Origin of the sequence: Micromonospora sp. NPDC018662 (genome assembly GCF_044391475.1) — a bacterium.
GTDB lineage: Bacteria > Actinomycetota > Actinomycetes > Mycobacteriales > Micromonosporaceae > Micromonospora.
The window spans coordinates 85,636-106,606 of sequence record NZ_JBISAC010000002.1; the positions used below are offsets into that span (position 1 = coordinate 85,636).

Below are 20,971 nucleotides of genomic sequence, written 5' to 3' on the forward strand. Positions count from 1 at the left end.
TCCTGAAGAGGGGTCTGCGGGGTGCCCTGAGTCTGCCGCACCCGATCACGCTCCCCGCCTGCGGGGCGGGTGGGTCAGGCCAGGTCGAGGGAGCGGGCCGCGGCGAGGGCGTCGTTGGCGATGGTCACCGGCGCCGGGGCCGTCGAGATGGCCCACTCCGGGTCCTTCAGGCCGTGGCCGGTGACCGTGCACACCACCCGCGACCCGGCCGGCACCTTGCCGGCGGCGGCCTGCTGGAGCAGGCCGGCCACGCTGGCCGCGCTGCCCAGCTCGACGAAGACACCCACCTCGCGGGCCAGCAGACGGTACGCGGAGAGGATCTCCCGGTCGGTGACCGCCGAGATCAGCCCGTCGGACGCGTCCCGCGCGTCGACCGCCTTCGTCCAGCTCGCCGGGTTGCCGATCCGGATGGCGGTGGCGATGGTCGACGGCTCGGGCACCACCTGACCGGTGACGATCGGGGCCGCGCCGGCCGCCTGGAAGCCGTACATCCGGGGGGCCTTCGTGGCGTTGCCGTCACGCAGGTCCTCGGAGTAGCCCATCCAGTAGGCGGTGATGTTGCCGGCGTTGCCGACCGGCAGGCAGTGGATGTCGGGCGCGTCGCCGAGCGCCTCGACGATCTCGAAGGCGGCCGTCTTCTGGCCGTGCAGCCGGTACACGTTCACGGAGTTGACCAGCGCGACCGGGTAGTCCTGGGCGAGCTTGCCGGCCAGCGCCAGGCAGTCGTCGAAGTTGCCCTGCACCTGGAGCAGCTTCGCGCCGTGCACCAGCGCCTGGGCCAGCTTGCCCAGCGCGATCTTGCCCTGCGGCACCAGCACCGCGCAGGTGATCCCGGCGCGGGCCGCGTACGCGGCGGCCGACGCGCTGGTGTTGCCGGTGGAGGCGCAGATGATCGCCTTGTCACCGCCCTCGACCGCCTTGGAGACGGCGAGCGTCATGCCCCGGTCCTTGAACGAGCCGGTCGGGTTCGCGCCCTCGACCTTGAGCCACACGTCCGCGCCGACCCGGGCGGAGAGCACCGGCGCCGGCAGCAGCGGCGTGTTCCCCTCGTGCAGGGTGACGACGGGAGTGGCGTCGGTGATCGGCAGCCGGTCCCGGTACGCCTCGATCAGCCCTCGCCACATGTCGCGCTCCTCGCCTCTCCCGCCCCGGTCACGGGGCCCGACTACAGCGTGGACCAGCCTCCCCGACCGGTCACCGGCACACTCTGCCCTAACCATCAGGCGGGACGCCGGGGTTACGCGCCGCCCTCGACCCGCAGCACGCTGGTGACCGACCGGACGGTGTCCAGCCCGCGCAGCTCACGCACCGTGGTCGCGAGCGCGGCGTCCGGCGCGACGTGGGTGACGATGACCAGCTCGGCGTCGCCGCCGGCGGGCCCCTGCCGGACGGTGGCGATGGAGACCTCGTGCCGGGCGAACACCCCGGCCACCGACGCCAGCACACCCGGCCGGTCGGCCACGTCGAGGCTGATGTGGTAGCGGGTGAGCGCCTCCCCCATCGGCCGCACCGACAGGTCGGCGTACGCCGACTCGCTGGCCGCGCGCACCCCGGCCAGGCGGTTGCGGGCCACCGCGACCACGTCGCCGAGGACCGCGCTGGCGGTGGGCGCCCCGCCCGCGCCCCGGCCGTAGAACATGAGCTGCCCGGCCGCGTCCGCCTCGACGAAGACCGCGTTGAACGCGTCGCCGACACCGGCGAGCGGGTGGGTCAGCGGGATCATCGCCGGGTGCACCCGGACGTTTACCGTCTCGCGGCCGGTGGCGTCGACGCCCCGGGCGGCGATGCAGAGCAGCTTGATCGTGCAGCCCATGGCCTTGGCGCTGGCCACGTCCGCGGCGGTCACCTCGGTGATGCCCTCCCGGTGCACGTCGGCGGCGGTGATCCGGGTGTGGAACGCCAGCGAGGCGAGGATGGCGGCCTTGGCGGCGGCGTCGAAGCCCTCCACGTCGGCGGTCGGGTCGGCTTCCGCGTACCCCAGTTCGGTGGCCTCCTCCAGCGCCTCGGCGAAGCCGGCGCCGGTGGCGTCCATGGCGGAGAGGATGAAGTTGGTGGTGCCGTTCACGATGCCGGTGACCCGGGTGATCCGGTCGCCGTGCAGCGACTCGCGCAGCGGGCGCAGCAGCGGGATGGCCCCGGCGACGCTGGCCTCGTAGTAGAGGTCGGCGCCGCCCTCGGCCGCCGCGTCGTGCAGGGTGGCGCCGTCCTCGGCGAGCAGCGCCTTGTTGGCGGTGACCACGCTCTTGCCGGCGCGCAGCGCCTCGACCAGCCAGCCGCGGGCCGGCTCGATGCCGCCGACGACCTCGATCACCACGTCCACGTCGTCGCGTTTGACCAGCCCGAGCGGATCGGTGGTGAACAGCGCCGGATCGACCGGCAGGTCGCCGCGGTCGCGGCCGAGCCGGCGTACGGCGATGCCGGCGATCTCCAGCGGGGCGCCGATCCGGGCGGCGAGGTCGGCCGACTGCGCGTGCAGCAGGCGTACCACGTCGCTGCCGACCGTGCCGCAGCCGAGCAGCGCCAAGCGAACCGGTGAGGTCATCCCACATCCAATGCGAGCAGGTCGTCTTCGGTCTCCCGGCGAACGATCACCCGGGCTCGTCCGTCACGCACGGCGACGACCGGGGGCCTCGGCACATGGTTGTAGTTGCTGGCCATGCTCCGGCAGTAGGCCCCGGTGCCGGGCACCGCGACAAGATCTCCGGGCCGCACGTCGGCGGGCAGGAATTCATCCTTCACCACGATGTCCCCGGACTCACAGTGCTTTCCCACCACGCGGGCGAGCATCGGCTCCGCGGTCGACGCACGGTTCGCCACCGTCGCCGAGTAGGACGCGTCGTAGAGCGCGGTGCGGATGTTGTCGCTCATCCCCCCGTCGACGCTCACGTACGTCCGCAGGCCGTCCAGTCCCTTGACGGTCCCGACCTCGTACAGCGTGAACACGGCCGGGCCGACGATCGCGCGGCCGGGCTCGACCGAGAGGTGCGGCACGGCCAGGTTCTCCGCCGCGCACTCGCCGTCGACGATCTTGCGGAGCCGCTTCGCGAGGTCGTGTGCGGACGCGGGGTCGTCCTGCGTGGTGTACGCGATGCCGAAGCCGCCGCCCAGGTCCAGCTCGGGCAACTCCACCCCGCGGGCGTCGCGGATCTGCGCCTGGAGGGCGAGCACCCGGCGGGCGGAGACCTCGAAACCGCTGGCGTCGAAGATCTGCGAGCCGATGTGCGAGTGCAGCCCGCGCAGCTCCAGCACGTCCTCGTCGAGGATCGTGAAGGCGGCCGCCGCGGCGGTGCCGCCGGCCAGCGAGAAGCCGAACTTCTGGTCCTCGTGCGCGGTCGCGATGAACTCGTGGGTGTGCGCCTCCACGCCGACCGTGACCCGCAGCAGCACCCGGGGGCGGACCCCGCGCTCGCGGGCCAGCGCGCTGAGCCGGTCGATCTCGGTGGACGAGTCGACGATGATCCGGCCCACGCCGGCGTCCACCGCGCGGGTCAGCTCGGCCACCGACTTGTTGTTGCCGTGGAAGCCGATCCGTTCCGGCGGCATCCCGGCCGAGAGCGCGGTGGCCAGCTCCCCGCCGGTGCAGACGTCGAGGAACAGGCCCTCCTCGGCGATCATCCGGACCACCGCGCGGCAGAGGAACGCCTTGCCGGCGTAGTAGACGTCCGCGTCCGGGAAGGCGGCCCGGAACTCGCGGCAGCGTTCGCGCAGGTCGTCCTCGTCCAGCACGTACGCCGCGGTGCCGAACTCGGCGGCCAGGTCGCGGACGTCCAGGCCGGCGACGGTCAGCGCGCCGGCCGGGCCGCGCTCCACGTGGCGCGGCCAGAGCTGCGGCACCAGGGCGTTGACGTCGACCGGGGTACGCAGCCAGGCGGGCCCCCGGTTGCCGATGTCGCCGTGCAGGGCGCCGGCCTCATGGGCTCGCACCGGGGATCACATCCTTTCCGGCGCGGAGACGCCGAGCAGGCGCAGGCCGTTGGCGATGACCACCCGGGTGGCGTCGTTGAGCCAGAGCCGGGCCCGGTGGGTGTCGGTGATCTCCTCGTCGCCCTGCGGCGCGATCCGGCAGTTGTCGTAGAACCGGTGGTACGCCTGCGCGACGCTCTCCTCCAGGTAGCGGGCGATCCGGTGCGGCTCGCGCAGCTCGGCGGCGGTGGCCACCACGGCGGGGAACTCGGCGAGCGCCTTGAGCAGCTCGTTCTCCTTCTCGTGGCCGAGCAGCTCGGGGCGGAACGCGGCGGCGTCGGACCGGGTCAGCCCGATCTCGGCGGCGTTGCGGGCCACCCCGGCCGTGCGGGCGGCCACGTACTGGACGTAGTAGACCGGGTTGTCGTTCTTGGCCCGGGTCCACAGCTCCACGTCGATGTCGATCGGCGAGTCGGCCGAGTAGCGGGCCAGCGCGTACCGGGCGGCGTCCACGCCGATGGCGTCGACCAGGTCCTCCAGGGTGACCACGGTGCCGGCGCGCTTGCTCATCCGCACCGGGGCGCCGTCGCGGACCAGGTTGACGAGCTGGCCGATGAGGATCTCCAGGTTGCGCGCCGGGTCGTCGCCGAAGCAGGCGGCCATCGCCTTCATCCGGCCGATGTAGCCGTGGTGGTCGGCGCCCAGCATGATCACGACCCGCTCGAAGCCGCGCTCGCGCTTGTCCAGGTAGTAGGCGCAGTCGGCGGCGAAGTAGGTCCACTCACCGTTGGACTTGCGCAGCACCCGGTCCTTGTCGTCGCCGAAGTCGGTGGTGCGCAGCCAGGTGGCGCCCTCGGACTCGAAGACGTGTCCCTGCTCCCGCAGCCGGGTCAGCGCCGCCTCCAGCTCGCCCCGGTCGTGCAGGTCCTTCTCGTTGAAGTAGGTGTCGAACTCGACCCCGAAGTCGTGCAGCGAGGACTTGATCTCGGCGAACATGAGCTGGACGCCCTCGACCCGGAACACCTCCTGGGCGGCGTCGTCGGCCAGCTCCCGCACCTCGGGCCGACGACTGACCACCTGGGCGGCGATCTCCGCGATGTACGCGCCGCCGTAGCCGTCCTCCGGCGCCGGCTCGCCCTTGGCGGCGGCCAGCAGCGAGCGGGCGAACCGGTCGATCTGCGAGCCGGCGTCGTTGAAGTAGTATTCCGTGCCCACGTCGGCGCCGGTGGCGCGCAGCAGGCGGCTGAGCGCGTCGCCGACGGCCGCCCAGCGGACCCCGCCGATGTGCACCGGGCCGGTCGGGTTCGCCGAGACGAACTCCAGGTTGATCCGCTGCCCGGCCAGGGTGTCGCTGCGCCCGTACGCCGGGCCGGCCTCGACGATGACCTTGGCGAGCTGGCCGGCGGCGGCCGCGTCGAGCCGGATGTTCAGGAAGCCGGGGCCGGCGATCTCCACCGACTTGACCCCCGGCGCGTTGCCGAGCTGCTCGGCCAGCGCGGCGGCCAGCTCCCGCGGCGGCACCCCGACCTTCTTGCTGAGCTGCAACGCCAGCGTGGAGGCGTAGTCACCGTGATCGGGGTTACGGGGTCGCTCGACGGTGGTCTGCGCGGGCAGCGCGGCAGGGTCCAGGCCCCGCTCGTCGAAGACGGCGTGGGCTGCGGCGAGGACGACCTCGGCGAGTTCTGCGGGAGTCACCGAACCATGTTATCGGGGGTAGACTCGGGCACCGCGGCGGCGACCCAGCATGTGAACGGGCCCCGCGCTCCCCTGACCGACCGACCTGACGAGGCACGATGAGCATCAGCACCCCGGGCGGCCCGGAACGCCGTCCCACCGTGGTCAGCACCGGCAAGAAGCCGGCCGCCGGCCGGCCCGCGGCTGCCGAGAAGCCCGCCGCCAAGACCGGTGCGGGCAAGCCCGGCGGCGGCAAGGGCGTTCCACGGCCGGGCGCCGGGGGCAAGGGCCGCAAGCCGGTCACCCCGGTGAAGGTGAGCCAGGGTCGCTCGTGGGGCCCGATCGCCCTGTTCGTCGCGGTCGGCGTGCTGGCGGTCGGCATCATCGGCATCGGTGCCTGGGCGGTCTACCAGGGCGCCCAGCCGTGGCAGAAGCGGGCCGACGCGATCGACGGCGTGGTCGACTACCGCAAGACGGACAAGGACCTGCTCAAGGGCGGCAACCACCAGCCCGGCACGCTCAAGTACGACGTGCTCCCGCCGATCGGCGGCCCGCACAACCAGGCGTGGCAGAACTGCATGGGTGACGTCTACGACGCCCCGATCGCCAACGAGCACGCGGTGCACAGCCTGGAGCACGGCACGGTCTGGATCACCTACCGCCCGGACCTGCCGGCCGACCAGGTGGCGAAGCTCAAGAGCAAGGTGCAGGGCAAGGAGAAGCTGATGCTCAGCCCGTTCGAGGGGCTGGACAAGCCGATCTCGCTCCAGGCCTGGGGCTTCCAGCTCAAGGTCGACAACGCTGACGACGGCCGGATCGACGAGTTCATCAAGACGCTGCGGGTGAACGCCTCGATCGAGGGTCCGAACGCGCTCTGCGACCAGGGCGTGACCGCCACCGGCACCACCCCGCGTGACAACCTCCAGCAGAACATGCCCGAGCAGCCCACCCAGTGAGGACGCCGCGATGACCGCTCCGGTGACCACCGACAGCGAGCTCGACGAGGCCCCGGCCGCCGACGAGGACGGCCGGCCGGCGGCGCGCCGCTACGGCCTGCTGGCCGTGGCCGCCGCCGTCGTGGTCGGGCTGCTCCTCGGGTACGCCGGCGGCCTGCTCACCCCGACGCTCACCCGCCCGGGCGAGAACTCGGCCGAGGCCGGGTTCGCCCGGGACATGACGGCACACCACAACCAGGCGGTGGCGATGGGGCTGCTGGCGTTCCGCCAGGGGCAGGACGCGGAGGTCCGCCAGGTCGGCGTCGACATCGCCACCGGGCAGCAGGGCGAGATCGGCACCATGCAGACCTGGCTGCGCTCCTGGAAGCTGGACCCGACCGGCGAGCAGGCGCCGATGGCGTGGATGCCGGACGGCGCCGGGCTGGTCAAGAACGGCCTGATGCCGGGCATGGCCACACCCGACGAGATGGCGAAGCTGCGGGCCGCGAGCGGTCGCGAGTTCGACGTGCTGTTCCTGAGGATGATGATCCAGCACCACATCGGCGGGGTGCACATGATCGACGGCATCCTCGACGAGGGGCACGACGACGACGTGCTGGCGGTCGCCCAGGTCATGAAGAACACCCAGCAGAACGACCTGGCCAACCTCACCGCGGCGCTCAAGCGCCTGGGTGGCACGCCCTGACGGTCCCGCCGTCCGTTCACCGGAGCCCGCGTCGCGCTCGTGACGCGGGCTCCGGCGCGTCAGGGCTCTTCAACTTTGTCCGTTATGACGGTTCAGGGACTTTTTCTACCTACATATCGTGACCGGTAGTGATTCGGGGTCGTTGCGTAGGACGTGGGGGTTGCACTCAGAGACGCAGGGCGGTCGGTGACCAGCTGGTGCCGACGCCACACCATCGGCGGTGACGGAGCGGTGGCAGCCGTCCGTCGCGGACTGCGGCAGGGCGAGCCGGGAACGCTCAGCCGCGAACAGGAACTCGAACTGATCGACGTGCTGCGGGGCGTCCACCCGGACGAGTTCGGCCTCGACGAGGAGTTGTGGACGCGGCAGAGCCTGACCACGCTCATCGAGCGCCGGTTCGCGCTGGCCATGGACGCCGGCACCGTCGGGGCGTACCTCCGGGCCTGGGGGTTGGGGCCGCGCGAGCCGCGCGAGCGGGCCTGCGGGCTCTGCGTGGGCGCTGTCGAACGGTGGGTGCGCAGCGAGTACCCGGCGATCACCCGGGCGGCCCAGGAGCACGCGGCGGAGATCTACTGGCTCGGCCGGGTCCGGCTGCGCGGCACCATGCCCGCCGCGGACGTGGTCTCGGCGGTCTCCTCCCGGGGGCGGGTGCGGTTCATGGTCACCACACCGTCGGTGGACCCGCCGCTGCCCCGCGACTTCGTGCTGCGGCTCAGCGGGGCCGAGGAACGCACCGTGCACCTGATCGTGGACGGCTCCTGGCCACGCAACGAGTGGCCCCGGCGGCTGCCCCGCCGCATCGCGCTGCACCCGCTGCCGAGCTGCGGTCGCACCCTCGCCGCCGCCTGACCGGCGAAGATCGACTCGCGGGCGATACCGATTCGGTGATCCGGGAGGGGGTTTGCTACTCTTCTCGGGTCGCTGAGCCCCCGTAGCTCAGGGGATAGAGCACCGCCCTCCGGAGGCGGGGGCGCAGGTTCGAATCCTGCCGGGGGCACATTACCGAACTGCAAACGCGATACCCGACCGGTCGATCGCTGATCGTGGAAGCCAGTTTCGCGTTCGAGTAGGCGTTCAACGATGCCCCCGGCCGAGCGGACGACCGCAGCCCGCCCAGGCTTCGGGATCACTCCTGTCGCCGCTGTCCACCGCAATGTGGTGTGGCTCTCACCGATCAGAATTCTTCCGCCGGGTCGTCGGTTCCGGTAGCTCCCTCGCACCGGTGGAAGGATTGGTGACCATGACCGACGTTAGACCGCTGGGCGCTGACGCGGCCTCGTTCATCGCGGTGGTTCGCTCAGGCGATACGGCGGGGTTCGCGCTCATCACGGAGCGCCACCGGCGTGAGCTGCAGGTGCACTGCTACCGGATGCTTGCGAACTACCAGGACGCCCAGGACATGACGCAGGAGACGTTCCTGCGAGCGTGGAACAAGCGGGAGTCGTTCAAGGGCCACTCCGCGCTGCGGACCTGGCTGTACCGGATCGCGACGAACGCCTGCCTTGACTTCCTGGCGAAGCGCAATGACCGCACACCCGTACCGTCCGGGCTGCCGGACTCCTCCGAGGTGCTGTATTTGCAGCCGTACCCCGACCGGATGCTCCCCGAGGACCCGCAGGAATCGGTGGTGGCGCGGGAGACGATCGAGCTGGCGTTCATCGTCGCCGTCCAGCACCTGCCGCCGCGGCAACGGGCGGTGTTCATCCTGCGCGACGTCGCCGGCTGGCCGGCGTCGAAGGCCGCCGACGCACTCGATCTGACCATCGCATCGGTGACCAGCGCGCTGCAGCGGGCACGCGTGACGATGCGCGAGCAGCTGCCTGACCGCCGCCTCGACTGGCGGAGCCCCGCCGCCCACGAGCTGTCGAACGACGAGCGCGGCGTGGTGAAGTCGTACATCGACGCCCATGAGCGCAACGACCTCGACGGGCTGATGTCCCTGCTCCGCGACGACCTGCGCTTCGTGATGCTGCCCGAGGCGGGCACCTCGGCCGTCACGGCCAAGGACGCGGTGGACGGCTGGGTCTCCAATGGGCTCTTCCAGCCCGGCTACGACGACTGGCACGGTATCGCCACGACGGTCAACCGCATGCCCGCCGCCGCGCTGTACCTCCGCACCCCTGACGACCCGGAGTACCGGTTGTTCACCATCGCGGTCCTGCAGATCGTCGACGGGAAGATCGCCGAACTCACCGGATTCGACGCCACCGACAAACCATGGCTGGACCTGCCCCCGACACTGTGATCAGAGCTGAACATGAACGCGACAACGCGAACACCACTGCCCCGCCGGCGTTGCCGGCGGGGCAGCTTGCTCATCGCCTCGTCTCGTATCGGGTCAGCAGCATGCCGCCGGGAAACGTCCGCGTCTCCACCAGGTTCAGTTTCACCCAGCTGTCCAGGGCCGCAAAGAACGGCGTGCCGCCGCCCACCAGGACCGGGTGGGTGACCAGCACGTACTCGTCGATCAGCCCGGCGCGCATGGCCGCCCCGGCGAGCGTGGCGCCGACGATGTCCATCGGGCCGCCGTCCTCGGCCTTGAGCCGGGTGATCTCGGCGACCGCGTCGCCGGTGACCAGGCGGGTGTTCCAGTCGACCTTGTCGACCGTCGAGGAGAACACCACCTTCGGCATGTCCCGCCAGCGGCGGGCGAACTCGACCTCCGCCCGGGTAGCGTTTGGCCGCTGGTCGGCGGTTGGCCAGGAACTCATCGCCTCCCACACCTTGCGCCCATACAGCGCCAGGCCCGTCGCAGCCACCCGGTCGGACCACCACTGGAACAGCTCGTCGCTCGACGACGCGTCCGGTCCCTCGCCCTCGCCCCCACTCCAGCCGAGGTCGTCGCCGGGCGCGGCGATGTAGCCGTCCAAGGTCACATTCATGCCAAAGGTCAGTTTCCGCATCATGCCAGCCTCTCGTCGGTCGATCTCATACATCCAGACGGGAGCTGCGCGGAAACCTCATCGGTGCGCGCTGCTGGCACCGGACATGTCGAAGCCCGGGCCGTCGCGCCCGGGCTTTCGCGTCGGATCAGCCGGCCTCGCGCCGCGCCTTCGCCCGCCGCTTGCCCTCGTGCATCGCCTGGACCCGGGCCACCGGGATGGTCCGCCCCTCGGCGACCAGCTCCGCCGGCAGCGACTGCGGCGCGGGCAACGCCTCCGCCCACGGGTCGCGGTCGCCGAGCAACGCGGGCACGGTCCGCACGGTGAAGTCGGCGGGCGTCGCCGACTCCAGGTCGGCCCAGCCGATCGGGTACGACACCGGCGTGCCGGGCCGGATCCGCGGGCTGTACGCGGCTACCACCGTCGCCCCGTACGCGCGGGTGGAGTCCACGAAGACCCGGCCACCGCGGTCGGCCACGATGAACGCGGTGGTGGCCAGCGCCGGGTCGAGCCGTTCGGCTCGGGCCGCGAGCGCGCGGGTCGCGGCGGCGGCCTCCTCGGCCGTGGTCTCCGGCGTCACCGGCACGATCACGTGCAGGCCCTTCGCGCCGCTGGTCTTGACCGCGCCGGCGAGCCCGGCGTCGGTGAGCGCCGCCCGCACCAGCAGCGCGACCCGCACCACCGCGCCGAACGCGTCCCCCTCCGGCGGGTCCAGGTCCAGCACCAGGTGGGTCGGGTGCTCGGCCTGTCCGGCGTGGGCCAGTGGGGCGTGGTACTCCACCGCCCGCTGGTTGGCGAACCAGAGCAGCGTCCGCCGGTCGTCGCAGAGCGCGTACGAGATCCGCCGGTGCGACGCCTCCGCCCAGACCTCGGTGCGGCGCACCCACTCGGGCGTGTACTTCGGCAGGTTCTTCTGCATGAACGGCTCCTGGCCGGGCCGGACCCGCAGCACCGACAGCGGTCGGTCGCGCAGTTCGGGCAGGATCCGCCCGTGCACCGCGTCCAGGTAGTCGACCAGGTCGCGCTTGGTCGCGCCGGCGGAGTCGAACAGCGGCTGGTCCAGGTTGGTCAGCGAGATCCCGTCCCGGGTCTCGTCAGCGGCGCCCATCCGCCCACCTTCCCGGTCCGGGCGCCCCTCGGCAACCCCGACACGTGGCAGCCCGTCGCCGGCCGTGGCGCATGATGGTCACCGAGGCCGCCGTCGAGGTCGAGCGGAGGGAGGCGCGGTGACGTCCCAGAAAGACCGGTGCACGTCCGGCCAGGTCGGGGCGTGCACGGTCCGGGAGGCGCTGGACCGGGTCGGCGGCAAGTGGAGCATCGGCATCCTGATCGCCGCCTCGGCCGGTCCGATCCGCTTCACCGAGCTGGAGCGCCGGGTGGAGGGCATCAGTCGACGGATGCTCACGCTGACGCTGCGCAACCTGGAGCGCGACGGCCTGCTGGTCCGGCAGGTGCATCCGACGGTGCCGCCCAGGGTGGAGTACACCGCCACCCCGATGGCCCGGGAGCTGCACGAGTCGCTGGTCGCGCTCACCCGCTGGGCCGAACGGCACCGGGCGGCGATCAGCGCGGCCCGGGCCGCGTACGACCGGGAGCACCAGGGGCCTGTGGCGAAGCCCACGCAAACCTTCTGACCGATCGGTCAGGTGCTGACCGATCGGTCAGGCATGCTGGAGGGCATGGCACGTGCTACCCCGGCCACCCACGACGAGCTGCTCACCGCCGCGGCCCGTCGGTTCGCCGTCACCGGCTACAAGGGCACCTCACTCCAGGACATCGCCCGCGAGGTGGGCTGCTCCAAGGCCACCGTGCTCTACCACTTCGCCAGCAAGGACGCCCTGCTCTGCGAGCTGATGGCCCCGGCCATCGCGATGCTGGAGGAGCTGGACGCCCGGATCGCCGACCTCACCGGCGCGTCCGCCCAGCGGGTCGCCGCCGAGGGCTTCGTCGACCTGGCGGTCCGCTACCGCCGGGAGATCGCGCTGCTCCGCGGCGAGTTCCCGGACCTGCTCCAGCAGCCGGCGTTCGCGCACATCCAGCAGATCTCCGAACGGCTGGTCGCCGCGTTCGCCGGCTTCTCCGACCGGCCGGCGGCCCGCGTCGCCGCGCTGGTGGTGCTGGCCGGCATCGCCGAGACCTGCGGCGAGTTCCTGGACATCCCCGACGAGGAGCTGCGACCCGCGCTGCTCGCCGTGGCGCACCGCGCGCTCGAACCCACCACCTGATCCCACCAGTTCGCACCCGAGGACGAAGGAAGGTCCATGGCGACCCTGCTGTACCGGCTCGGCCGGGCATCCCTGCGCCGACGGCGACTCGTCGCCGTCGTCTGGCTCGTCGTACTCGTCGGTCTCGGCCTGGCCGCGGCCACGCTGCGCGGCCCGACGGCGAGCAACTTCACCATGCCGGGCACCGAGTCGCAGCAGGCCATCGACCTGCTCGCCGACCGGTTCCCGGCGGCCAGCGGCGCCACCGGCACCATCGCCGTCAAGGCGCCGCAGGACGGCGCCCTCATCACGCCGGCCGGTCAGGCGGTGGTCAAGCAGGTCACCCAGGAGGCGGCCACGCTGCCCGGCGTGGTCGGCGCCGTCGACCCCTACCAGGCGCAGGCGCTCACCCCGGACGGCCGGTACGCGCTGATCCAGGTGCAGTTCGCCGGCCGTGCGGACGACGTCACCACCGAGCAGCGCGACGCGTACGAGAAGGTCGGCGCGCAGGCCGAGGCGCAGGGCTGGCAGATCGCGCCCGGCGGCGAGGTGCTCAACGGCGAGCCGGAGGTCGGCTCGACCGAGGCGCTCGGCGTGCTGGTCGCGGCGATCGTCCTGGTGATCACGTTCGGCTCGCTGGTGGCGGCCGGCATGACCATGCTGAACGCGCTGATCGGTGTCGGCGTCGGGATGGCCGGCCTGTTCGCGCTCAGCGGCGCGGTCGAGCTGACCAGCACGGCCCCGATCCTGGCGCTGATGCTCGGCCTGGCGGTCGGCATCGACTACTCGCTGTTCATCACGTCCCGACACCGGCAGAACCTGCTCGACGGGCTCTCCCCCGAGGAGGCGGTCGGCCGCGCGGTCGGCACCGCCGGCTCCGCCGTGGTCTTCGCCGGCGCGACGGTGGTGGTGGCACTGGCCGGCCTGGCCGTGGTGGGCATCCCGTTCCTCACCGTGATGGGCCTGGCCGCCGCCGGCACCGTCACCGTGGCCGTGCTGGTGGCGATCACGCTGGCCCCGGCGCTGCTCGGCTTCGCCGGCCGCAAGGTGCTGCCGCGCAAGCTGCGTGACCGCAAGGCGGTCGAGGACCCGTCCACCGGCTCGGAGGCACGCTCCGGCTTCGGGTTCCGCTGGGCACACTGGGTGACCCGGTTCCGCATCCCGGTGATCCTGGTCGGGCTGCTCGGTCTCGGCCTGCTGGCCATCCCGGCCCAGGACATGCGCCTGGCGCTGCCGGACGCCTCCAGCGCCGCCGAGGGCACCCCGGCCCGGGTCAGCAACGACCTGATCCAGGAGGGCTTCGGCCCGGGCTTCACCGGCCGGCTCGCGGTCGTGGTCACCGCCGACTCGCCGCAGGCCACCCAGGCCGCCGTGCCGCAGGTGGCCGCGCTGATCCAGAAGACCGACGGGGTGCTGGCGGTGGCCCCGCCGCAGCTCGACCCGTCCGGCCGCACCGCGCTGCTCGGCGTGATCCCGAAGACCGGGCCGACCGACGAGAAGACCGAGGAGCTGGTGCACGACATCCGCCGGCAGGTCGGCGGCATCCAGAACGCCGACGTGCTCCTCACCGGCGTCACCGCGATCGGCATCGACGTGTCGGAGAAGCTCTCCGACGCGCTCCCGGTCTACCTGCTGCTGGTCGTCGGCCTCTCCGTGCTGCTGCTGATGCTGGTCTTCCGGTCGATCCTGGTGCCGGTCAAGGCGGCGCTCGGCTTCCTGCTCACCGTGGCGGCCACGTTCGGCATCACGGTCGCGGTCTTCCAGCAGGGCCACCTGGCCGGGCTGCTCGGCGTGGACACGCCGGCACCGCTGGTCAGCTTCCTGCCGATCCTGCTCATCGGCATCCTGTTCGGCCTCGCCATGGACTACGAGGTCTTCCTGGTCTCCCGGATGCGCGAGGACTTCGTGCACGGGGACACCGCCCGCCAGGCCACCATCAACGGCATGGGGCACGGCGCCCGGGTGGTCACCGCCGCGGCGCTCATCATGATGTCGGTCTTCGGCGGCTTCGTCTTCCTGGACGACCCGATCATCAAGTCGATGGGCTTCGCGCTCGCGATCGGCGTCGCCATCGACGCGTTCGTGGTCCGGATGACCATCGTCCCGGCGGTGATGTCGCTGCTGAACAACGCCGCGTGGTGGCTGCCGCGCTGGCTGAACAAGCTCCTGCCCAACGTGGACGTCGAGGGTGAGGGCCTGCGCGCCCACCTCGCCGCGCGCGAGCCCGCCCAGGTGAAGTGAAAGGCGGGGCCCCCGGTTAACGCCTGGCGTATGGCAGGGGGCCCCGCTTAACACCCCACCTCACACCCCCGCCGGGTACGTCTCCATCTCGCCCGGCGTCACCAGCGCCGGCAGCGGGTGCAGCGCGGTCGTCTCGTCGCACCAGACGAACGCGTCGTACCGCTCGCCCAGCCGGGTCGGCACGTAGTTGCCCCACGACTCGAAGCTCGGGTCGTACACCACGCCGATGGCCCGGTGGTCCGCCTCCCCGGTCACCCAGTCCGGCTGGTCCGGACCGCCGAACACCAGCACCGCCCGGTCCGGCATCAACTCGTGCAGCCGGTGCTCCACCGACCCCTCCCGGGCCGGCGGCACCACCATCGTCTCCGCCGGGGAACCCCAGCGCGGGGCGGCGACCACGCTGCCTCGCCAGCTACCGAACCCGATCAACGCCACCGCGTCCCGACCGTGCCGTTCCCGGCCGAGCTGACCGATGTTGACCATGCCGTCGCCCGCCATCTCGGTGGCCCGCGCGTCGCCGACATGCGTGTTGTGCGCCCACACGATGCCGCGCGCGTCCGGTCCGTAGCGGTCGAGCAGGCGGTCGAGCGTGTCGGCCATGTGGATGTCGCGGACGTTCCACGACTCCGGGCCGCCGCCCACCATGGCCCGGTAGTAGCGTTCCGCGCCGGCCACCACCTCCGCGTTCTGCCAGGCCGAGAAGCGGTCCGGGCCGTCCGCGGCGGCCTGTTCCCGGGTACGCGCCAACAGCCGCACCACCTCCTCCTCGCACCGAGCGGAGACGAACCGGCTGGCCAGGCCGTACTCCTCGGCCTGCTTGCCGTACGGCTCGAAGCAGCGGTACGCCTCCTGGGCCGCCTCCAGCGACGCCGGGTCCTCCTCGCCCAGGTAGTCGAAGATGGCCTGCATCGACTCCCAGAGCGAGTAGACGTCGAGGCCGTGGAATCCCGCCCGCTCCCCCTCCGGTCGCTCCAGGTTCCAGGCGCGCAGCCACCGGCAGAACCGGGCCACCTCGGCGTTCGCCCACATCCAGGTGGGCCAGCGTTCGAACCGCTCCAACGCGACCATCGGATCGGCCAGCCCACCCGGTGCGCCCACCACCGAGCGGTGCACCCGGTCGCAGTCCGGCCAGTCCCCCTCCACCGCGACGAAGTCGAAACCCTGCTCGGCGACGAGTCGCCGGGTCAACTGCTCCCGCAGCCGGTAGTAGTCATAGCTGCCGTGCGTCGCCTCGCCGATCATCACGATGCGGGCGTCCCGGACGCGCTCCAGCAGCGGGTCGAAGTCGCTCGGCGCACCGAGCCGCTGAACCAGCATGTGCGCGGCTACCCGGGCCCTGCCGGGGCAAACCGCCGGGCCGGCGCATGCCGCCCCGCCCAGCGGGTAGCCGCGCGGCATGACCGTCACCGGCGCGCAGTTGCAGGAGTTCGTCTCCGGGCTCGACTACCCGGTCTCGCGGGAGGACCTGGTCCGCTGGGGGCAGGAGAACGGCGCCAGCACCGAGACGCTCCAGATGCTCCGCACGTTGCCGGCCGAGGAGTTCGACACCCCGGCCGAGTTGGGCGAGGCGCTGACCCTGTTCACCGGTTAGGCGGGCACTCGCCTCTCATCGCACCGTCAGGGTGATGGTGTGGTGGCCGGTGGCGCCGTCGGGGAACGGGGTGCGGCGTTGCTCGGGTTGCACCGCACCGGTGCCGTCGGTGGCGCGTACCCGCAGGCTGTGCGGGCCGGCCGGGGCGGACCAGGCGTACCGCCACTGGACCCAGGTGTCGGTGGAGGCGGTGGGCAGCAGCTCGGCCGCCCGCCACGGGCCCCCGTCCACCGACACCTCCACCGCCGCGATGCCCCGGTGCTGCGCCCAGGCCACCCCGGCCACGGTGACCGGTCCGGCCGGGATCCTGGCGAACGGCGCGGGCCGGTCGATGCGGGACGCGGTCTTCACCGGTGCCCGCCGGGCCCAGCCCCGCCGCACCCAGTACGCGTCGAAGTCCTGGAACGTGGTCACCTCCAGCTCGGTGACCCACTTGCAGGCGCCCGCGTACCCGAACAGGCCGGGGGTGAGCATCCGGACCGGGAAGCCGTGCGCGAACGGCAGCGGCGCCCCGTTCATACCGACCGCGAGCATGGCGTCCCGCCCGTCGAGGAGCGTCTCGATCGGCGTACCGATGGTCATTCCCTCGTCGGAGCGGGCGACGAGCTGGTCGGCGCCGGACCGGATGCCCGCCGCGCGCAGCAACGGGGCGAGCGGCGCGCCGAGCCACCGGGCGGTCCCCACGTACGGGCCGCCGACCTCGTTTGACACACAGCTCAGCGTGATGTCCCGCTCGATCAGCCCGCGATCGAGCAGCTCGGCGAAGCTCAACTCGACCGGCCGCGCCACCAGGCCGTGCAGTCGGAGCCGCCAGGCGTCCACGTCGATCCGGGGCACGGTCAGCGCGGTGTCCACCCGGTAGAACTCCTCGGTCGGGGTGCGGAAGCCGGGCGCCACGCCGGCGGGCAGTGGCCGGGCCGGCGAGGCCGGCGCGGGCAGCCGGACCGCTTCCCGGGAGCGGGCCGCGTCGGCCACGTTCAGCCGGCGCAGCACGGCCGCGCCGGCCCCGGCGAACACGGTGCCGGCGGCGACCAGCGTCGCGTTCCGCACCACCGCCCGCCGCGTCGGCCCGCCCGCCGATCCCGAGCCACCGGAGCCGCCCGCACCATGGCCGCCCGCACCGTGGCCGCCCCCATCAGGGCCGCCCCCGCCAGGGCCACACCTCTCCGGACCGCCCACCCCGGCGGAACCGGCCGCGCCGCCCCCGGACGCCGCCCGGCCCACCCCCACCGGGTCGGCGGCGGCGTCCGGGGTGTTCGGGGCGGCCGGCAGGCCGGGCAGGGGCAGCCAGCGCAACAGGGCGGCGGCCACCGCGGCGCCGGCCAGGGCCGGCAGGGCGTCGGCCGGGCGCGCGTCGGGGCGGGTCAGCGCCGCGGCGACACCGGCCACCCCGAGCACCGCGGGCCCGAGCAGGCCCAGCGCCGGGCGGCGTCGGGCGGCGACCCCGGTCAGCGCGGCCAGCAGGGCCAACGCCAGCGTGATGCCGCCCAGCAGCAGTGGCTTGTCGTACGTGCCGAACGTGCGCACCGCCCATTCCTTGACCGGGGTCGGCGCGCCGTCCACCACGGCGCCGCCGACCGCGACCAGCGGTGCCGCCTGCGGCCGGACGCCGGTGGCGAGCAGCTCCGCGACCGCCACCCCGGCGGCCGCCGCGAGCAGGCCCGTTCCGGCAGCCGCCAGGGTACGGCGGATCATCGGTTCCTCCCCTCGCCGATCGTGTCCGCGTCAGGACTTCGGCATCAGGACCGAGTCGACGATGTAGACGGTCGCGTTGGCGGTCTGCACGTTGCCGCAGACCACCATCGAGTTGCCGTTCACGGTGAACTCGGTGCCGCTGCCGGCGACCGTCACCTCACCGCCCTGGAGCGTCTTGTGCGCGCCGGCGAGCTGGTCCGGGCCGAGCCGGCCCTCCACCACGTGGTAGGTCAGCACGTCGGTCAGCATCTTCTTGTCGGCGAGCACCTTGTCCAGGTCGGCCTTGGGCAGCTTGCCGAACGCGTCGTTGGTGGGCGCGAAGACGGTCAGCCCCTGGGCGCTGTTCAGCGAGTCGACCAGGCCGGCCTGCTTGACGGCGGTGACCAGCGTGCTCAGCAGCGGGTTGCCGGACGCGGCGGTGGCCACCGGCACCTGCGCCATGGCGGCGAAGCTGCCGGGGTTCGACGCGTCGGTCGGCACCGCTGCGCAACCGCTGCCGAACTGGCCGTCGGCCATCGCGGGAGCGCTGCTGGCCGGCGCGGAACTCATCGGGGCGCTGCTGGCCGGCGCGGCGGCGCCGCTGTCGTCGCCATCCCCGCCGCAGGCGGCGAGCCCGAGGCTGAGCGTGGCGGCGAGGGCGACGGCGGTGAGCTTCATGGGGCGCATCGGGTGAATCCCTTCAAGTGGTGAACTGTCGGTCTGGAAGGGATTCGGCGCTCACCGCCGTCCGGATGGGTCGGTCCGCGAAAAAAGATCAGGTGATCGCGAACGCCACCAGCGGGGTCATGGTCGGCTGCGCCGACCCGCTCGCCGGCTCCTCGGTCACGCCGAATACGCCCTTGCCGCGGACGCCGGAGAGCAGCTTCGTGCCGCCGCCCGCACCGGCCGGCAGCGACCCGGCCGACGTGGCGGTGGTGCCCTCGATCAGCCAGAGCTGGTAGGCCCGGCCGGGCGCGGGCGCGGCCAACCCGTCCAGCACGGCCACCCCCTCGTCCCGGCTCGCCGACGCCACCACCGTGACCCGGCCGCCGGCCGGCGCGGCGCCGGTGCGGACCACCGCGTCCGGGGCGGCCAGCACGGCCCGGATCCGGCCCGCCTCGTCCCGGGCCGCGCCGGCCTCGGTGCGCGCGTCGCGTACCCGCTGCTCCTGGGCCGTCCAGGTGACCGCGCCCGCGCCGCCGGCCAGCAGCACGGCGGCGGCAGCGACCGCCAGCCGGCGCCGCCAGGACCGGGCCGGGTCCCGACCGGCGCGGCCCACCGGACCGGTCCGCTCCTGCGGGGTACGCCGGATCTCCGCCAGCACCTGCGTGCGCAACGCGGGCGGCGGTACGGACCAGGTCGGGTCGGCCAGCCGGGCGACCGCCTCGCGCAGCTCGGCCAGTTCCAGCGCGCAACTCTCGCAGCCGTTCAGGTGCCTGGCGAACGCGGCCCGCTCGACGTCGTCCACCGCGTCGAGCACGTACGCCCCGGCGAGCGCGTGGATGTCGGTCATCGGCTCAGCTCCACTCCCAGACAGTCGCGGAGACGGATCAGCCCGTCCCGCATGCGGGTCTTGACGGTCGGCAGCGCGGCGCCCAGCAGGCCGGCCACCTCGCGGTAGCTGTGCCCGCCGTAGTAGGCCAACGTGATCGCCTCGCGCTGCACCTCGGTGAGCGCGTCCAGGCAGTGCCGCACCTGCTGCCGTTCCAGCCGGGCCGCCGCCTCCTCGGCCACCTCGTCGTACGGCGTCTCCGACGAGCCGGCGGCGACGCGGCGGGCACGTTCGGCACCGGCCTGCTCCGACCGGACCCGGTCCACGGCGCGACGGTGGGCGATGGTGAAGACCCAGGCGGTGGCCGAGCCCTTGGCGGGGTCGAAGCGGCCGGCCGTGCGCCACACCTCGACCAGCACCTCCTGGGCGACCTCCTCGGCCTGGGCCGGGTCCCGCAGCACCCGTCGGGCGAGCCCGTAGACGCGGGGCGACACGATGCCGTAGAGCCGTTCGAACGCCGCCTCGTCGCCGCGCGCCACGGCCCGCAGCAGACCGTCGGTCTCCGCCCGTTGGTCCGGGGCGGCCGGGGGCACGGCGTGCAGCCTCGGCCGCCCCGGCACGTCACCGGCGCTGTCGCCCTGGGTCATCCGGTCCCGCCTTCCGTACGCTCCGTCTGCCAGCACGGTAGGCATTCGGAGCGGACGCCGGCCCGGATGGCCGCGATTTCCCGGCCCACCCGGGGTCGATGGCGTGCAGGAGGCGGAACAGCACCAGCCACTGCTCGGGCCAGACCAGCCCGACCGGGGTGTCCGGCGCGATCCGGGCGGCCCGTAACGCGCCGTCGACCCGGCGGCGCGGGTGGGCGGTGCGCAGCGAGGCCGCGAGCGAGCCGCCGACACCGCCGAAGCCCAGCTCCACCATCCTCCGGTACGCGGGCAGCACGGCCGGCGCCAGCAGCGGCGCGGTCCGGCGCTCCAGGCGCAGGATGCCGCCGTCCACGGCGGGCACCGGGCGGAACGCGCCCCGGGGCACCCGGCCGGCCAGCCGCCATTGGTGTTCCGGCCAGGTGAGCACCGTGAGCCGGCTCCACCGGCCGTGGTCGCCGGTGCGCTTACGGGCGTAGTCGAGCTGGGTGAGCAGCGTGGCCGCGCGCAGTCCGGGCGCGGCGAGGCACCACCGGACCACGGCCGCGGTCAGCGACCAGGGGATGTTGCCGGCCACCGCGAACGGTCCACCGGGCGGGGGCGCGGTCAGGAAGTCGGCCGCCCGGACCTCGACGTGCGGCAGCGGTGCGCAGGTCGCGACCAGCTCCGGCAGCACGGCCGGGTCCACCTCGTACGCGATCAGCCGACCGCACCGCGCGGCGAGCGGCCGGGTGAGCCGGCCACGTCCGGCGCCCACCTCCAGCAGCAGGTCGTGCGCGCCGGGGCGGGCCGCCCGGACCATCCGCGCGACGGCGGCCGGGTCGGCGAGGAAGTTCTGGGACAGTACGCGACGGGACCGGTCGCGTGCGGTGTGTCGGCGGGGCGCCACGGGTTCGTCCTGTCTGTCGCCGGACGGCGACGGATACGGACCGCTGCGCAGAGGTCGACGCCACGCCGGGGCCGACGGGCGGGTCCGACGAAGCCGGACACCGCCGGGCTCGACGAGCCGGCGTGGATCGGGTGGG

Annotated in this window: 19 protein-coding genes, 1 tRNA gene and 1 pseudogene; 9 read left to right on the plus strand and 12 right to left on the minus strand. The window is 73.2% G+C overall.

Going from position 1 to position 20,971, the window contains the following annotated elements; translation table 11 throughout:
• Positions 1–74 precede the first annotated feature (74 nt).
• The 4 genes from thrC to argS all read right to left on the minus strand — a co-directional run bounded on the left by thrC (position 75) and on the right by argS (position 5,598).
• A complete protein-coding gene (thrC, locus tag ACH495_RS05690; protein WP_396856597.1) occupies positions 75–1,124 on the minus strand; it encodes a threonine synthase in 1,050 nt (349 codons plus the stop codon).
• A 113-nt stretch (positions 1,125–1,237) separates the two neighbouring features.
• Positions 1,238–2,542 (minus strand): homoserine dehydrogenase, encoded by a 1,305-nt coding sequence (locus tag ACH495_RS05695; RefSeq protein WP_396856598.1) that lies wholly within the window; start codon positions 2,540–2,542, stop codon positions 1,238–1,240.
• Positions 2,539–3,924 carry a diaminopimelate decarboxylase gene (gene lysA, locus ACH495_RS05700; protein ID WP_396856599.1) on the minus strand — a complete coding sequence of 462 codons (1,386 nt, stop codon included), beginning with the start codon at positions 3,922–3,924 and terminating at the stop codon, positions 2,539–2,541. The genes ACH495_RS05695 and lysA overlap by 4 nt, the downstream gene beginning before the upstream one ends.
• A gap of 6 nt (positions 3,925–3,930) precedes the next feature.
• Positions 3,931–5,598, minus strand: coding sequence for an arginine--tRNA ligase (gene argS / locus ACH495_RS05705; protein WP_396856600.1), 1,668 nt, complete (start codon positions 5,596–5,598; stop codon positions 3,931–3,933).
• Between the two features lie 98 nt (positions 5,599–5,696).
• Between argS and ACH495_RS05710 the strand changes: the two genes are divergently transcribed.
• From ACH495_RS05710 to ACH495_RS05730, 5 genes are all read left to right on the plus strand, one after another.
• Positions 5,697–6,533 carry a DUF3105 domain-containing protein gene (locus ACH495_RS05710; protein ID WP_396856601.1) on the plus strand — a complete coding sequence of 279 codons (837 nt, stop codon included), beginning with the start codon at positions 5,697–5,699 and terminating at the stop codon, positions 6,531–6,533.
• Between the two features lie 10 nt (positions 6,534–6,543).
• Complete coding sequence (locus ACH495_RS05715; protein ID WP_396856602.1) at positions 6,544–7,218, plus strand: DUF305 domain-containing protein; 675 nt, start codon at positions 6,544–6,546, stop codon at positions 7,216–7,218.
• A gap of 153 nt (positions 7,219–7,371) precedes the next feature.
• The gene (locus ACH495_RS05720) at positions 7,372–8,067 is read left to right on the plus strand and encodes a winged helix-turn-helix domain-containing protein (RefSeq protein ID WP_396856603.1); all 696 of its coding nucleotides are present in this window, start codon (positions 7,372–7,374) and stop codon (positions 8,065–8,067) included.
• A gap of 76 nt (positions 8,068–8,143) precedes the next feature.
• Positions 8,144–8,215, plus strand: a tRNA-Arg gene (locus tag ACH495_RS05725).
• Positions 8,216–8,458: 243 nt separating this feature from the next.
• Positions 8,459–9,463, plus strand: a complete 1,005-nt coding sequence (locus tag ACH495_RS05730; protein WP_396857316.1) for an RNA polymerase subunit sigma-70 — start codon at positions 8,459–8,461, stop codon at positions 9,461–9,463.
• Positions 9,464–9,533: 70 nt separating this feature from the next.
• Here the strand turns inward: ACH495_RS05730 and ACH495_RS05735 are convergent, their stop codons facing one another.
• Positions 9,534–10,154: a dihydrofolate reductase family protein gene (locus ACH495_RS05735; protein WP_396856604.1), complete on the minus strand. Its 621-nt coding sequence runs from the start codon at positions 10,152–10,154 to the stop codon at positions 9,534–9,536.
• Positions 10,155–10,248: 94 nt separating this feature from the next.
• Positions 10,249–11,208, minus strand: coding sequence for a non-homologous end-joining DNA ligase (gene ligD / locus ACH495_RS05740; RefSeq protein WP_396856605.1), 960 nt, complete (start codon positions 11,206–11,208; stop codon positions 10,249–10,251).
• Between the two features lie 118 nt (positions 11,209–11,326).
• Between ligD and ACH495_RS05745 the strand changes: the two genes are divergently transcribed.
• Genes ACH495_RS05745 through ACH495_RS05755 form a run of 3 tightly spaced genes read left to right on the plus strand, consistent with a single transcriptional unit; the run spans position 11,327 to position 14,545 of the window.
• Complete coding sequence (locus ACH495_RS05745) at positions 11,327–11,734, plus strand: winged helix-turn-helix transcriptional regulator (RefSeq protein ID WP_396856606.1); 408 nt, start codon at positions 11,327–11,329, stop codon at positions 11,732–11,734.
• Between the two features lie 45 nt (positions 11,735–11,779).
• On the plus strand, positions 11,780–12,325 hold the full coding sequence (locus ACH495_RS05750; protein WP_396856607.1) for a TetR/AcrR family transcriptional regulator: 546 nt from the start codon (positions 11,780–11,782) through the stop codon (positions 12,323–12,325).
• Between the two features lie 36 nt (positions 12,326–12,361).
• Positions 12,362–14,545 (plus strand): MMPL family transporter, encoded by a 2,184-nt coding sequence (locus tag ACH495_RS05755; protein ID WP_396856608.1) that lies wholly within the window; start codon positions 12,362–12,364, stop codon positions 14,543–14,545.
• A gap of 60 nt (positions 14,546–14,605) precedes the next feature.
• On the opposite strand, the gene ACH495_RS05760 is transcribed toward ACH495_RS05755, so the two are convergent.
• The gene (locus tag ACH495_RS05760; RefSeq protein ID WP_396856609.1) at positions 14,606–15,862 is read right to left on the minus strand and encodes an erythromycin esterase family protein; all 1,257 of its coding nucleotides are present in this window, start codon (positions 15,860–15,862) and stop codon (positions 14,606–14,608) included.
• A 79-nt stretch (positions 15,863–15,941) separates the two neighbouring features.
• Between ACH495_RS05760 and ACH495_RS05765 the strand changes: the two genes are divergently transcribed.
• Positions 15,942–16,136 (plus strand): DUF2795 domain-containing protein, encoded by a 195-nt coding sequence (locus ACH495_RS05765; RefSeq protein ID WP_396856610.1) that lies wholly within the window; start codon positions 15,942–15,944, stop codon positions 16,134–16,136.
• 15 nt (positions 16,137–16,151) lie between these two features.
• Here the strand turns inward: ACH495_RS05765 and ACH495_RS05770 are convergent, their stop codons facing one another.
• The 5 genes and pseudogenes from ACH495_RS05770 to erm all read right to left on the minus strand — a co-directional run.
• A complete protein-coding gene (locus ACH495_RS05770) occupies positions 16,152–17,831 on the minus strand; it encodes a molybdopterin-dependent oxidoreductase (protein ID WP_396856611.1) in 1,680 nt (559 codons plus the stop codon).
• 30 nt (positions 17,832–17,861) lie between these two features.
• On the minus strand, positions 17,862–18,497 hold the full coding sequence (locus ACH495_RS05775; RefSeq protein WP_396856612.1) for a fasciclin domain-containing protein: 636 nt from the start codon (positions 18,495–18,497) through the stop codon (positions 17,862–17,864).
• An 88-nt stretch (positions 18,498–18,585) separates the two neighbouring features.
• Positions 18,586–19,323 (minus strand): anti-sigma factor domain-containing protein, encoded by a 738-nt coding sequence (locus ACH495_RS05780; RefSeq protein ID WP_396856613.1) that lies wholly within the window; start codon positions 19,321–19,323, stop codon positions 18,586–18,588.
• A complete protein-coding gene (gene sigK / locus ACH495_RS05785) occupies positions 19,320–19,949 on the minus strand; it encodes an ECF RNA polymerase sigma factor SigK (RefSeq protein ID WP_396856614.1) in 630 nt (209 codons plus the stop codon). The genes ACH495_RS05780 and sigK overlap by 4 nt, the downstream gene beginning before the upstream one ends.
• A gap of 100 nt (positions 19,950–20,049) precedes the next feature.
• Positions 20,050–20,835, minus strand: a pseudogene (gene erm / locus ACH495_RS05790) (ErmE/ErmH/ErmO/ErmR family 23S rRNA (adenine(2058)-N(6))-methyltransferase); the annotation flags it as partial.
• Between the last annotated feature and the right edge of the window lie 136 nt (positions 20,836–20,971).

Excerpts from the sequence above, each read along its gene's own strand:
- ACH495_RS05710 (WP_396856601.1), top strand. The coding sequence starts at position 5,697 with ATGAGCATCAGCACCCCGGGCGGCCCGGAACGCCGTCCCACCGTGGTC.
- thrC (WP_396856597.1), bottom strand. The coding sequence starts at position 1,124 with ATGTGGCGAGGGCTGATCGAGGCGTACCGGGACCGGCTGCCGATCACC.
- sigK (WP_396856614.1), bottom strand. The coding sequence starts at position 19,949 with ATGACCCAGGGCGACAGCGCCGGTGACGTGCCGGGGCGGCCGAGGCTG.
- ACH495_RS05780 (WP_396856613.1), bottom strand. The coding sequence starts at position 19,323 with ATGACCGACATCCACGCGCTCGCCGGGGCGTACGTGCTCGACGCGGTG.
- ACH495_RS05750 (WP_396856607.1), top strand. The coding sequence starts at position 11,780 with ATGGCACGTGCTACCCCGGCCACCCACGACGAGCTGCTCACCGCCGCG.
- ACH495_RS05770 (WP_396856611.1), bottom strand. The coding sequence starts at position 17,831 with ATGATCCGCCGTACCCTGGCGGCTGCCGGAACGGGCCTGCTCGCGGCG.
- ACH495_RS05755 (WP_396856608.1), top strand. The coding sequence starts at position 12,362 with ATGGCGACCCTGCTGTACCGGCTCGGCCGGGCATCCCTGCGCCGACGG.
- ligD (WP_396856605.1), bottom strand. The coding sequence starts at position 11,208 with ATGGGCGCCGCTGACGAGACCCGGGACGGGATCTCGCTGACCAACCTG.
- ACH495_RS05735 (WP_396856604.1), bottom strand. The coding sequence starts at position 10,154 with ATGTATGAGATCGACCGACGAGAGGCTGGCATGATGCGGAAACTGACC.
- ACH495_RS05730 (WP_396857316.1), top strand. The coding sequence starts at position 8,459 with ATGACCGACGTTAGACCGCTGGGCGCTGACGCGGCCTCGTTCATCGCG.
- ACH495_RS05765 (WP_396856610.1), top strand. The coding sequence starts at position 15,942 with ATGACCGTCACCGGCGCGCAGTTGCAGGAGTTCGTCTCCGGGCTCGAC.
- ACH495_RS05695 (WP_396856598.1), bottom strand. The coding sequence starts at position 2,542 with ATGACCTCACCGGTTCGCTTGGCGCTGCTCGGCTGCGGCACGGTCGGC.
- ACH495_RS05760 (WP_396856609.1), bottom strand. The coding sequence starts at position 15,862 with ATGCTGGTTCAGCGGCTCGGTGCGCCGAGCGACTTCGACCCGCTGCTG.
- ACH495_RS05715 (WP_396856602.1), top strand. The coding sequence starts at position 6,544 with ATGACCGCTCCGGTGACCACCGACAGCGAGCTCGACGAGGCCCCGGCC.
- ACH495_RS05775 (WP_396856612.1), bottom strand. The coding sequence starts at position 18,497 with ATGCGCCCCATGAAGCTCACCGCCGTCGCCCTCGCCGCCACGCTCAGC.